This is a genomic window from Rhodococcus sp. IEGM 1305 (assembly GCF_030058635.1).
Classification (GTDB): Bacteria; Actinomycetota; Actinomycetes; order Mycobacteriales; family Mycobacteriaceae; genus Rhodococcus_F; species Rhodococcus_F opacus_D.
The window spans coordinates 93,379-105,867 of record NZ_JASHKX010000017.1 but is presented as its reverse complement, the minus strand read 5'-3'; the positions used below and the strand labels follow the sequence as shown (position 1 = coordinate 105,867).

12 protein-coding genes and 2 pseudogenes are annotated in these 12,489 nt (G+C 64.7%); 7 read left to right on the top strand and 7 right to left on the bottom strand.

Translation table 11 applies throughout. The annotated features are described in order from the left end of the window. Window positions 1-24 precede the first annotated feature (24 nt). Entirely contained in the window at window positions 25-102 is a 78-nt protein-coding gene (locus QM693_RS37885) for a hypothetical protein (protein WP_502942663.1), read from the top strand. Between the two features lie 455 nt (window positions 103-557). On the opposite strand, the gene QM693_RS22500 is transcribed toward QM693_RS37885, so the two are convergent. The 3 genes from QM693_RS22500 to QM693_RS22490 form a co-directional block, all read right to left on the bottom strand. After that, window positions 558-1,187 (bottom strand): antibiotic biosynthesis monooxygenase, encoded by a 630-nt coding sequence (locus tag QM693_RS22500; RefSeq protein ID WP_283353472.1) that lies wholly within the window; start codon window positions 1,185-1,187, stop codon window positions 558-560. 137 nt (window positions 1,188-1,324) lie between these two features. Next, window positions 1,325-2,698 carry a wax ester/triacylglycerol synthase family O-acyltransferase gene (locus QM693_RS22495; protein ID WP_283353471.1) on the bottom strand — a complete coding sequence of 458 codons (1,374 nt, stop codon included), beginning with the start codon at window positions 2,696-2,698 and terminating at the stop codon, window positions 1,325-1,327. A gap of 346 nt (window positions 2,699-3,044) precedes the next feature. After that, window positions 3,045-3,368, bottom strand: coding sequence for a hypothetical protein (locus tag QM693_RS22490; RefSeq protein ID WP_280782264.1), 324 nt, complete (start codon window positions 3,366-3,368; stop codon window positions 3,045-3,047). Window positions 3,369-3,510: 142 nt separating this feature from the next. On the opposite strand from QM693_RS22490, the gene QM693_RS22485 reads away from it, so the two are divergent. The 4 genes from QM693_RS22485 to QM693_RS22470 all read left to right on the top strand — a co-directional run bounded on the left by QM693_RS22485 (window position 3,511) and on the right by QM693_RS22470 (window position 6,864). Continuing rightward, window positions 3,511-3,723: a hypothetical protein gene (locus QM693_RS22485; protein WP_280782263.1), complete on the top strand. Its 213-nt coding sequence runs from the start codon at window positions 3,511-3,513 to the stop codon at window positions 3,721-3,723. Between the two features lie 241 nt (window positions 3,724-3,964). Next, entirely contained in the window at window positions 3,965-4,555 is a 591-nt protein-coding gene (locus QM693_RS22480) for a nitroreductase family deazaflavin-dependent oxidoreductase (RefSeq protein WP_283331640.1), read from the top strand. A 664-nt stretch (window positions 4,556-5,219) separates the two neighbouring features. Then, window positions 5,220-5,600: a hypothetical protein gene (locus QM693_RS22475; protein ID WP_283331639.1), complete on the top strand. Its 381-nt coding sequence runs from the start codon at window positions 5,220-5,222 to the stop codon at window positions 5,598-5,600. A gap of 1,009 nt (window positions 5,601-6,609) precedes the next feature. Then, complete coding sequence (locus tag QM693_RS22470) at window positions 6,610-6,864, top strand: hypothetical protein (protein WP_283331638.1); 255 nt, start codon at window positions 6,610-6,612, stop codon at window positions 6,862-6,864. A gap of 274 nt (window positions 6,865-7,138) precedes the next feature. On the opposite strand, the gene QM693_RS22465 is transcribed toward QM693_RS22470, so the two are convergent. The 4 genes and pseudogenes from QM693_RS22465 to QM693_RS22450 form a co-directional block, all read right to left on the bottom strand. After that, complete coding sequence (locus QM693_RS22465) at window positions 7,139-7,591, bottom strand: WhiB family transcriptional regulator (RefSeq protein WP_283353498.1); 453 nt, start codon at window positions 7,589-7,591, stop codon at window positions 7,139-7,141. 579 nt (window positions 7,592-8,170) lie between these two features. Beyond that, window positions 8,171-8,257: pseudogene (locus QM693_RS22460) on the bottom strand (DUF1206 domain-containing protein); the annotation flags it as partial. A gap of 49 nt (window positions 8,258-8,306) precedes the next feature. Then, on the bottom strand, window positions 8,307-8,528 hold the full coding sequence (locus tag QM693_RS22455; RefSeq protein WP_283353470.1) for a DUF1206 domain-containing protein: 222 nt from the start codon (window positions 8,526-8,528) through the stop codon (window positions 8,307-8,309). Then, window positions 8,521-9,747: pseudogene (locus QM693_RS22450) on the bottom strand (fatty acid desaturase family protein). Before QM693_RS22450 ends, QM693_RS22455 begins: the two are co-directional and overlap by 8 nt. A 197-nt stretch (window positions 9,748-9,944) precedes the next feature. Here QM693_RS22450 and QM693_RS22445 point away from each other — a divergent pair. Together QM693_RS22445 and QM693_RS22440 are read left to right on the top strand one after the other, a co-directional pair. Continuing rightward, window positions 9,945-10,676 carry a TetR/AcrR family transcriptional regulator gene (locus QM693_RS22445; RefSeq protein ID WP_283331960.1) on the top strand — a complete coding sequence of 244 codons (732 nt, stop codon included), beginning with the start codon at window positions 9,945-9,947 and terminating at the stop codon, window positions 10,674-10,676. Window positions 10,677-11,661: 985 nt separating this feature from the next. Beyond that, on the top strand, window positions 11,662-12,375 hold the full coding sequence (locus tag QM693_RS22440; RefSeq protein WP_283353469.1) for a DUF998 domain-containing protein: 714 nt from the start codon (window positions 11,662-11,664) through the stop codon (window positions 12,373-12,375). Window positions 12,376-12,489: the final 114 nt, after the last annotated feature.

Sequence of the window (12,489 nt, the reverse complement as noted above, 5' to 3'; positions counted from 1 at the left end):
TGGGCGATCGGGGCGGGTCACGAGGTGTCCCTGCGCGGCCGGATCTCAGCTGAGCTCGAGCGGGCCTTCCATGATGCTCAGGCGCAGATGCCGGTGGCGTGAGTTGCAACATTGCGCTGATGGATTCCGTGGCCAACCTGCGGCGAAGGCCATGAGCCTGTGGGGATCATGGCCTTCGGGATCATGTGGTGGGCGATTGTCCGGCGTCAGCGGTGCCCGCTATGGGTCCGAGGTATCCCGGCGGCACCTGACTTGACGATTCTCGCGGGGGAGGGGATTGGGTGCAGCAGTTCCGGCCCAGGGTAAGCCTGGGCCGGGGTGTGCGTGGCGCCTTGGGCGCGGCGGGACACTGTGATGCCACCGCCGGGGTGACGCGAATGCGGGTCACCGCGGCGAGGGTGCCGACGGCTGGGTGAGGTGCCGTGTTGCCGTGATCTCGACAGCTTCACCCGCTGCTCGGCAGTGGTCTCCTGGACATCAGTTCGGTTGTGGCACTGACGAGCTGCGGGTGAGTGCTAATGGTTGCAGTGTGGGATTCCCTCCGGCAGTTCGACAGTTCACGCCATCTCGGGGACGTGCAGGTGCGCGATGGCGAGTTCGAACTCGCATGTATCGAGTACCTCGGCGTTCGACTCGCGAACCCATTCGTCCCGGATGCGGTCGATGCGTTCCCTGTTCCGTTCCATTGCCTCGGAGCTGTCGAATGTCAGCGACGACACCCCGCGACCCGCGGCGTGGTCGAGCATCAGACTGGCGCTGCAGAAGCCGTCGAGTTCCTCCATCTTGGGCAGTGCTGCCATCTTCCACACGTCGACGGCGCGGTCCATATGGGCCGACTCGGTCTTGACCCACGTGACGCGGCAATAGGCCCCGCGGTCCGAATGGTGGTCGCGATGCATGACAGCGATGTCCCACCGCGACACCTCGGTGGTGCCGTGGAAGACCTCGGCTGCGACGTCACGTAGCTTCAGTACCTGCCCCTCGCTGGCGCGTAGCGATTCCTCGTCCCGCCACGAACTGGTCGCAATGCACCGGCCCGTGCCGCGATCGATGAGCAGAGACATTCCGAGGCAGCCCTCTACGTCCGCCAGCGCGGGCATCACGGTGTCGCGTACGTGCTTGATCCCGGCGTCGATGTACGACGGATGCGCTTGAATTGTGGTTGAGCGTGCGAACACGATCGGCACCCTTCTTCTCAGGGCGGCGCCGACGCGGCGTCGCCGGTCATTTGTCTGTGTTTCACACTGCTCCCCCTACCCCTCGGAGGCAATGGGCGGTGGCCGGATGCCCCAAACGAATGCGTGCCGGCGAGCCGTCCCCAGTGTCACCGCGGGGTTGTGCGGGCCGCGGTGGCGAGGTCGGTCAAGGCGGTATCGAGGTGGCCGATGATCCGATGCAGATGAGGGACCGCCGTCCGGTCACCGACGACCGCGACGTGCAGCTGCCCGGATCGGCTGGTGAGGGTGATGCTCAACGCCTGGCCACGCGCGAGGGTCGGGATTGGGTAGACGGCGTCGAGGTGGGCGCCGTTCCAGTACCGCGGGCGGGTCGGCCCCGGGGTGTAGGAGATCATCACGTTGAACGGTGGCGGGATGTCGTCGAGGACCTGGCGGATCGGGTCGAGCATGATCGGACTCAACGTCATGGCACTGACCAGTTGAAATTGGGTACGGCTCAGGGCCGCGACAATCCCGCTGGTATGGGCTACGGAGTCGGCGATCCGTGCCAGGCGGGCAAGGGGGTCGTCTTCGTCGGTGGCCAGGGACACCACCATTGCCCCGACCCCTCGGTTGCCGCCCGGCCCGATGGTGGGGTCCTCGCCGAGGTCGAGCGGGACGGGGAGCATCGCGGTCAACGAAGCCTCGGGGAGTGCGTACTGCTCGAGCAGATATGCGCGGAGCGCGCCCGCGCACAGGGTCAACACGACCACATCCAACGGGGCACCGGTACAGGCGGAGAGCCGGCGCAGTTGTTTCAGGGGCCAGGACCGGGCGGCGACCTTGCGGGCACGGCCGGTCGGGGCGTTGAAGATCGTCGGCGGGGACTGCAGCGGCAACGTCAGGCGCTCTTCGGTCAGTCCGTGGTAGCCGGCACGGACCAGGGTGGGAAAGGCGGCCGCCATCTCCCGCGGGATGCCCAGGCCAGACCGCAGCACCCCGCGTGGGTCGAGGGAGGAATACCGAGTGGGGGCCGCGACCGACGGGCTCCACGGCGCGGGGGAGTTCCGGAGGTCCGGGTCGACCGAGAGCGTGCGGTGCAGCAGCCTCATCCCCGAGGCGCCGTCGGTCAGCGACAGATGGAATTTCGTGTATACAGCGGTGCGCCCATCGGTCAGTCCCTCGATGACGTGCATCTCCCACATCGGGTGCTGCGGATCGAGCGGCATCGAGTGCATCTGCGAGACCAGCGACAGCAATTCGGCCATGGTGCCGTCGCCGGGAACGGCGGTATGCCGCACGTGATATCCGAGATCGACGTGCTTCTCGAGCCGCCACCACGGATACCCGTGCAGTCGGCGGACAGGGCGTTTGCGGAACAATTCGCCGGCCTCGGTGTGGGCGCGCAGGCGCTCGACCATGTCGGAGGCGTGGGCATCGGGTGCTGTGCCGTCCGGGGGATCGAACAGGGTCAGGGTGGCCACGTGCATCGGGTGCGACGGCGACTCGAAGAGCACGAACATCGCCTCGGTTGGGCTCATCGGCGCCAGACCACCGAACCCAGCTCGCACACCGCACCTCCCGGCTTCTGTGTGGTCTCAGCAGAACACACTGCGCCCGCGATGACCGTACTTTCCGCCGAGCCGACATAGGACCGCACGGATTCCACACATGCGAGCAGGTCCGCGGGTCCTGGTCGCGGGCCGGCCGAGTACTCGGTCCCACCAGTCGGCGAGCCGGGGCTGGGGTCGGGCCAGATGATCGGATCGCCGCACAGCCCCGCACCGACCAGCGGCCACGGTCGGTGAGCGGTCCGGACGCGTCGCTTGTCGGAGCGGTGGCGGATCGGCGGGCGGGGGCGGGATGCGTGCCACGGTGCGCGGAGTCTTAGTCGCCGATGTAACCGGTCTCGGGATTGATCTGGCCGAGGAAGTCGCGGATCGATTCGCGATGCTCGTCAATCGTGTTCGGCTGGAGCGCGGCCGACGGAGTGTTCGCTCGGTCTTGAATACCGGAATAGGCCACGCGTTGAAAGCTGGAGAATCCGTACCCTTTGTTCGGTCCGGATTCCCAGTCGTAGTCGCAGGCGCCTGGTTCCTCTGGACGTAGTCTCACAGTGAAAACCTCGCCATCGACCGTCAACGTGAACGGCCCATCGTCAGCCGTCGGTCGACTGTGACCTGCGGGCTCGTCGTGATCCTCGGTACGCATGAACGAATCTTCACATGCGCCGAGCTTGTCGGATCGAACGTTTGCCCACTCCTGCTCGAAGTGGAAGTGAGAATCGCTAACCTCACTGCATCGCGCTGGTGAGAGCAAGAAGGCGTTGTGGCTCCGTAAACAGCGTCAAGCGATGACCATCGATGACGACCAGCTCAAAGGCGCACTCGCAGTCATCTATCGACTACCGGACCAGTCGCCGGAGGCGATGGAGGATTGGGTGCGGACCCAGTACCTCGAAGACGGCCGGGACAAGGGCTATGCCCGCGAGGGCACCGAAGACCCGCTGTGGTTGCTCGCTGCCAAGGCGCACACTTATTACGGCGACCTGAAACAGGCGGGCTGAATCACATCTGCGGCCGCGCCTCACCGTAGTTGTCAGCCGCCTCGAAGTGCATCGAGTCCACCACATCGCTTTGCCAACCGGAACGGTAACTGCATCGTTGACCGGTTCGCGATGAGCACGAACGTCCTCAGACGTACCAGTCCGTGGGTCGTCCGGCTCGCGCACGTATTAGCTGCGAGCGGCAAGGACGATCTGCGATGCTGGTCAGTACTGACTGCGCGGAGACACGAGAAGGCTCAAGATGGCAGAAGCCCCAAGTAACGGTTCCGCATCGGGTGACAAGGCGGTGACCGTCTGTGCCGCCGCCATCCGGGACGCGGCCACAAGCCAAGCACCGAAGCACAGGCAGCTGCTGCAATCGGCCAGGGGCGGACGCATCCTGAGCAAGATCATGCTGTGGGTCTTCGCTGTCTCGACACCACCCGGGCACGGAGTCCTCACCACCACGGGGCGCAAGAGCGGCAAGCAGCGCCGCAACTACGTTCGCGCCATCCGGCGCCAAGACAAGGTGTACGTGGTGATGCTTCGCCCACCCACCCTGGCTATCGAGCGACCTCTGGCCGTTTCATCCTGGGTGTGGAACATCCGCGGCAACCCGAAGGTTCACCTGCGACTGCGACGCCGAACATTTGCTGGCGTCGCGCGAGAGATCAGCGACCCGACCGAACTGCAGCAGGCAAGAGACGCGATCTGCGAGACGGTTCACCTCATTGACTTCGGCGAGTGCCGGCTGCATCTTCGCGGGCGACCCTCCCGGGCCAAGATCAAGGATCTGCACCGCTATTGGTTCGACACCGGCATTCCACTCGTCATCGAACTCGCAGACTACTGAGGGCAGTAGGCATCCGCCCGCACCGCAATAGTGCATCTACACGGTGCGGGGGTTGGCAGGGATTTCGGAGAATGAGTTCAGTTGTGCGGAAGCAACGAATCGGGAGCGGCCAGCGCCCTCTGCCATGACCCGCTCCCGAATTCGTCCGGTCATGGATCGGCAACCGGGACTGAACACCGTGGTCCAGGTCGTCACAATCACACCGGTCCTACGGCTTGCTCGCCGACGTGTGCATTCCGCGCCCGTGCTCGGCTGAGGAATTCGAAAACGTAACAGACCAGTCGGTCCGGACGATCAAGGTGCCAAGACTAGATAACGACCACAAGGAGCGAGAACGATGGGTTCGTCTGGAATCGTCACCGATTTGGTCGCCTGGGATGCTGAAAGTTTTCTGAACGGGGCCGGGTGCAGTCGGCAGCGAGGTCGATGGTCAACGACGCCTGCTCGCTCCTCGGCCCTAGACCTTCCGAATCCGGCCACTCGACGCCGGACAACATCCGTGGCATATCCGTAGTCACTCTTCGCATCGACCCTCGTCCGGGCCCAGTGGATTCGTACAAGAACAGCAACGTTGTATCACCTTGCACGATGAGCGGGCTGTCGGTCATCGGACGGGCCACCGGGACTGCCCGGAACCAGACATATTGCTACTGAAAGGATCTCCATGAAGAGAGCAATCGTCGCTGCAGCACGCGTCACGGCCGCCCTCGTATCGGGGCTTGCCGTCGCAGCGATCATCGGGTCCGGCACCGCCCATGCGGACCCCCAAGCTTGCGTCATCCAGCGGGATGCCTTCAGTGCGACGGCAACCTGCCACGACACCGGTGCGCCCGCTGGTAGGGAGTACGCGCTGATCGTCGACTGTTGGGGCCTTCACGGCATTCCCAACGCCTTTCCGTTCTATGCGGTAGGGCCCTTCAGCCAGTCCACTCGCTCATTTGTGCCGACAGGTCAGGCCACCGGGGCTTGCGGCACGAATTGGGGTGCCCCCTCGTTGAATGTCGGCGTGATCACCAACGCCCATGTGGAGATCTATCGCCAATAGCAGGTACTAGCGACGCAACCGATCCACATCCCGGTATCGACATCGCCGAGCGCGGTTGTCGGTATGGCGATGGATTGGGTCCCGGAAGGGGAGATGTCGACTCTCAGGAACCGGCCATCGACGAAGGACTGCCAGCGACCGCCGAGGATCGCTGGCGGGATGCGATGGAGGACCAAGATCTGAGTCGACCACCGGCCGGCCGTCGGACGCTGTCGACGCTGGAGGCCAGCTTGCCGATGCGGATCTGAGCGTCAAGATCGGTTTCAAGCCACGTCGCGAATCTTGCACAACGCTGTGGCCAATCCGACGGCGATTGGTTTTGCAGTGGTTTGGCGCGCCATTTCAATGCCTTTGTCCCTCTTATGCGCCCACTCCACGTCCAGTAGGCAATGCCCGCCTCGGTCGAAATACTCTACTCCACTGTATGCACAAAGAATGACAAATCGGGCGGAATTTTTGGCGGAAAGTACGTCGTATCCCTACGGATCCCCCTCGCATCCATGGCGGGTGTTGGGAGTAGTCGGGGCCTGGGAGCGCGATATCCGCCGCCCCCCAGATCAGCCGCGGGCAGCGTGACTTGGGTCCCCAGAGATGGTGACTCGCATTCGATAGCTTCCGACTCGCCGCGAACGGAATCGTACGGGCGCGGCGACGCGAAGAAGTTCACGGCGAGGGTGGGGACGGGGCTCAGTGGAGGCCTTCGCGGAGCCGGCCAGCGGGGGAATTCCGATGTTTCGGAACGGATGCCCACGGGCACGCCGGGAGTATGACGACCGAACACGGAACGACGCACCACTCCGAATCCGGGTCGGCGGGGGACTGTCCGCTTCCGCCTCTGAGGTCCGGTGGCCGCTTGCATATCGTCGAAGGGCGGCCGTGGCGGCGGGCCCTCGACTGTGTAGTGGCCGGCGGTGGGGAGGGGAGAAGGCCATGGCACGGGGTAACGAACCCCCATGATCTGGATCTGCTGCTCGTTGTGCTCTCGACAGATCCCCGCATGGTGTTGTGCGTGGACGTTGTGGACGGAGAGGCGGCCGACCGCGGTGGCAATATCGTAGTTTGTCCTTCCGCGACGGTGTTATTCCGCCACGGCATCATGTTCGATGCTGTGAAAAAGCGTTCAGGACTCAATGTTCGGATGTATGAAAGTTACCGGGGGGCGGACGCGCATTCGATATTGGACGCACTCGACAAGGAGTATCACCTCGATACACCGTGGTTCACCCCCGCGCGGTGGCTCGATGGCCACGGGGTCGACTTCTAGCTGGGTGCCGGACGGGACTTCACCGGCATCCTCCGGGTTGATTGTCGGCTCTCGAAGGTTCGTGACCGGTTTCGCTTGCTTAGCTTGAACCCGTCGCTGGATCGGTCTCGTCGAACCGTGTCTCAAACCTTCAGCCCGCCGCTGTGCCTTCGATCAGAGTTCGGCGACGTCACCGTCTGTGACCACGGTATGGCTCAATCCCGCTTCGGAACCGATTCCGGCTGAAAGGGGAAGTGCGACACTTCAACGCAGGCGGAGATCCCGGCTGTCTGAGCTAGAACACCGTGATCGTGCCGGTGGGGCGACCCCTCAACGCCCCACCGGTCTGCGAACGGTCGGTCGCTGAAGAGTCAATGTCGACCGTCGCATTGGCGGGACCGGCGCTCACGGGCCGCGGGTGCTGGGAACCGAGTGGTCGGCGCTCACCGCGGCGGAGTCGCTTGGTGTGCCTTCGTCGGTCCGCTTCCGTCATACCACCCCACACACCATAGGGTTCACCCACAGCGAGCGCGTGATCGCGGCACTGCTCGAGCACGGGGCAGGGCAGGCAGATCTGCCGGGCCTGCGCTTCGCGCCGGTCGCGGGCGTGGCCGCGTTCGGCGTCGGGTGAGAAGAACACTGCCCAATCGTTTCCAAGGCACGCGGCACGCGCCTGCCAGTCACCGGAATCGCGGGGGACGTTGTCCCTGCGCGTGGCGGGATCGTCGAGGGGCGGCGAATGCGGCATCTTGTTCATTTGAACACCGCCGGCGTCGTGGGACCCGCACGGCGCGGACGGGCCGCAAGGCGGGGTTCCTGCTGCTCTCTCCGGCCGTCAACGGTCGATTGCCGGGACAGGACGTGCTCGGCTGCGTTGGCTACGCTGGCGTGGTTGCGGCGGGCAATGTCGAGGAGAGCATCAAAGGCGGCGTCCTGGCTGCAACCATACTGTTTGGCCAGGAGTGTTGCCGCGGCGGACAGTAACAGTGCGTCCGCGTTGTCCGAAGGGTCCCGTCCGGCTACCGCAGAGGTGTCAGTTGGCACGGAGAGTCCTTTCGCTGCATAGGCGGTCCAGGCGGCCCGGGCGGCCACGCATCACCGCCGGCGCGGCGGGTTCACTCTTCAGAGTCGTCGGCGAGACGCTCAGAGAACACCGACATTCACCTAGTCATACCTAGGCCGCGTCGTACCTGTCGGGACGACCCGAGACGAGACTCCACAAATTTGGAGCGGCGACTGTGACAAGGCACGTCGAAGGTCTTCGCGGCGGGCTGGTTGTCGAGCGCGGCAGGCGCCTCGCGCGCCGGCTTGCTGCGGCTGTGTCCGACTACATCTTGGCGTAGCGGGCCATGGCGAAGCTGTAGAGGCCGTAGGTGATGATGCCGAGGCCGGCCGCGATGAGGAGGGCCGCTCCGTAGGGTTGGGCGCTGACGGTTTTGAAGGCGCCGTCGAGTCCCGAGGCCTTATCGGGCTCGGTCGGCGGTGCCGGCTGCGTCGCCGAGGGCGAGCCGGATCGCGATGTAGCCGATGATCAGGTGCACGATGCCGCTCACGACGAACCCTGCGCGGGCGAATCGTTCGAAGAAGCTGTTCTGGGCCACCCGTCCTGCGGTAGAGGACGAGTTGTCGTGCGACGCCGGCGAGGAGGTGGCGGCGTGTGCCGGGGAAGGTGTGGTGTCAGGCATGGCGATCGTCCGATGTTGGTGGTGTCGACCGTCGGCGGGTGCGACGGTGAGTGGGCAGGGCTCGTAGGGCTGTCCGGAGCCCGATGCGGGAAGCCGGGGTCGATTCGATCGGCTCACGCACGGTGCGGAATTTCAGTTCGGAGGCCGTCTCGGGGGCGTCGTCGACGGTCGCGCGCAGAAACCGTTCGGGCAGTGCGAGTTTGAGGATGGTGTGCAGTGTCTGCAGGTACTTCCCGGCCAGGGAGCCGGTGGTGTATGGCAGGTCGTATTTCTCGCACAGTGCTTGCACCTTGGTGGAGATTTCCGCGTAGCGGTTGCTGGGGAGGTCGGGGAACAGGTGATGCTCGATCTGGTAGCAGTGGTTGCCGCTGAGGAACGCCAGCACCGGGCCGGCCCGGAAGTTGGCCGCGCCGAGCATCTGCCGCAGATACCATTCCGCCCGCGTTTCGTTCTCGATTTCGGCGAGGGTGAACTTCTCGGCGCCGTCGGGGAAGTGCCCGCAGAAGATCACCACGTACGCCCATACGTTCCGCAGCAGGTTCGCCGTCAGCGTCCGTCGCCAACGTCGTCCGCTGAGGGCGGGGAAGAGCAGGTAGTCCTTGCCGGTCTGGCGGGCAATCTTCCCGAGCAGCGCGCGGGTCTGGGCGGATTTCTCGGCGGCGGTGCCGGCCCGGGTCTGCTCGGAATACAGGTCGTGGAGGGCGATGCCCCATTCGAACATGGCCGCCAGCAGCAGGTTCCGCAGCGGTTGCAGCAGATGTTCCGGTTTCCAGGGTTGGTCGCGGGTGATGCGGATGACCCCGTAGCCGAGGTCCTCGTCCATTCCGACGACGTTGCTGAACACGTGGTGGCGGTAGTTGTGGGAGTAGCGCCACTGTGATGACAGGCCGGCCATGTCCCATTCCCAGGTGGTGGAGTGGATTTCGGGATCGTTCATCCAGTCCTATTGGCCGTGGGAGACGTTGTGGCCGATCTCCATGTTCTCGACGCTCTTGGCCACCGCGAGAGCCGTCGTCCCGAGAACCCACCCGGTGGTGGTCCTGCTGCCGTGGATCACCAACCGGGCCGCGGCATCGAGTACCCGCTGGAGGCCGATGGTGCGGCGGATGTAGGCGGCGTCGGCCTCGCCGAGCGACTCGGTGACGTCCCGGCGAATGCTAATGAGTTCGTCGCTGAGTGCCTCGACGTCCGCGTCGTCCTTGATATCGGAGATGGCCATGGTGTGCTCAGGTTCCCGACGAGCCCCCGTCCGGAACCTGGTGGTGCCCCGTCCGGTGCGGCCTCACGGCCGGGTCAGTAGGTCGACCCGACGCCGCTGATCACCGGCACCAATATCCGATGTGTCAACACTGTAGGTCTACTACCAAGCCCTACGGCAAAGGCCTACAGTTGAAAGCGAAGAAGGAAGTGTTTCTGATGGCCAAGGCCCCCGCTGATCGCACGACCCGCTCCGGCAACGGTCAGGTTCCGGACAGCGGCCCGATCACCCGACAGCGAATCCTGACGGCTGCACTCGAGATCATCGACCGCGACGGAATCGACGCACTGTCCATGCGTCGCCTCGGCAAAGCCCTGGGCCGCGACCCGATGACCCTCTACCGTCACGCCCCGAACAAGGCCGCGCTCGTCGACGCCGTCGTCGAGCGCGTCCTCGAACAACTCGAGGTCGACACCGACGACGGCGACTGGGCAACCCAACTCCGGGAGGTCGCCCGGGGCTTCCGCCGGTTGGCGCTCGACCATCCCCACGTGGTCCCGCTCCTGGTCACACGACCCCTGTCGACCCCGCTTGGGCTGCGCCCCCTGGGAACACTGCGCCCGCTCGAGAACATCCTCACCCTGCTTACCCGGGCAGGTTTCACCGCGACTGATGCCTTGCACGTGTACCGGGCCTTGTTCGGCTTCCTCCACGGTCACGTCCTCAACGAGCTCCAGGAAATCGTCGAAAAACCCGACGAGCACGACGACCTGCTGCGCTTGGGCCTGCACCGGCTGCCGATCGGAGACTTCCCCCTCCTGCGCGGCCTCGCACCCGTCTTGGCGTCGTACGACGGCGCCGCGGAACTCGAACGCGGCCTCGACATCTTGATCACGGGACTCACCGCAACGCTGCCCCACCCCGGCAGCCCCGCCCCTACTGTGAGCTGAACCCAGACCATGGACGAACCTTTGTTGCACCCTCCAACGCGCAGCAGTAGTGGCGAGGACGTGCCCGGCGCTGCCGCAGAAGAGGTGAACGCGGATAGAGACGGTGCCCTCACACCGTCGCCCCGGCTGCAGCTTCGCGAGATCATTCGCTGTCGTGGGGCGCGCTGGTGGTGGTGGGGCTGACAAAGAATGTGGTCAACCAAATGGTTGAGGGTATTGCGCGCCAGTACTGGTGATCGACATGGGGAAGTGTCCTAGGCCGTCAACAACGTCAGCAACAACGGCGCAGACCTGCTGAGGCCGATCGCAGCGGAGGGCACTCACTGACCACGGTGGGGCCTCGCACGCCCGTCCGCTCGGCGGACACGCCCGCGTCGGAATACCACCGGTAAGGCCGCTGTTGAAGAAGATGACGGTGGCGCTCATACCCCGGGTACCACACCAGAAAAGTCGCTGCGAGCGACCACTTGCCGAGAGGCGATATGGCGTCACCGTCGCCCCTGACCGGGTAAGACCTACATTGCGTAGCGTTCCCGGAAGGGACGAGGAGCCGCTGACGCCGGGGAAGGTGCCGGCGGCTTCCCTTTGCCTTCTCACCCGGTGTCAGTTGCGGGGTGGATCTCGCCGCGATGCCTCGAGCAGCACAAATGCCGTGTCCGATGGGTTGGTGACTACAAGGGAATGTCTGAGCCGAGTCGAGAGCGGATCCCCGGCAACTACCACTGGATACACAGCGGAGGCTGACCGGATCTCGAATTCAAGGCCATCCTGTGGCCACATACAGACATTTCGGACAGCATCCTCAGGGTCGGGCAGTAGAGTTACGGCTATCATCCGGGCCGGTTCGTTGCGGCCTCGCTCGACACATCTCGTTCGACGGAGAGAATGCACCATCAGCAATCCACACCGCGCCGGAACATCACCGAGAACCCACAATCTTCGCCACGCAGCAGCTGGCACGGCCTGGGTACTTTCGTTCGCCTACTTGTTGGCGGAGGTGTTCACCGCGGCGGCGTGGAGCACGCCTTACAGCTTCGCGCAGGACTCGATCAGCTCCCTGGGCGTGACGACCTGCGAAGTCGGATCCTGCTCACCCATGCACGACGTCATGAATTCGACGTTCGTCGCGCTCGGGGTGCTCACCCTCCTCGGTGCGTTGTTTCTTCATCAGCACATAAGAAGTGGCCGGGAGAAGAAGTGGATACTCTCGCTTGCCGTGATCATCGCGGTCAGCACCGCTGCCACCGGACTGTTTCCGGCGAACGATGGAACGATCATCCACTGGTCGGCCGTGTTGCCGGGCTTCGTGGCGCGCCACGTGGTGCTCGTGCTCATCGCCTGGCATATGTGGCACGAGAAGCGGCTGGTCGCTTTGTGGTCGGCCCTGTGCGCACTCGTGGGCCTGGTCGGCGCCGGCCTCATGCTGGGACAGGCGCTCCATTTCGGCCTTGGGGAACGTCTCGCTCTCTACCCGCTGCCGATGTGGATGGCCGTGACCGGCATGGCGGTCCTGATGGCGCTGGCACGCCGCACGGTGTTCCGCAATGTCGAGTTTTCGCTGCGTGCTCTCCACCCGCGCACCGCCACTTCGCGGCCAGCTACCGCGATAAATTCCATGTGGCGGTCCCTGGGCCGACATCCGGTCTCTGTCCCTTGGAGGAGGGCAGCACTGTCGAACAACCGCACGGTACGGCGATGAACGCCCGCCGCGCCACGCCCGACACGTGCAGGGCGGGTCCGTGGTCGGCACGAACGAACACGCTGTGAGTGTCTGAACAACCGACACGCGAGATCCTCGACTGGCGAACACCGG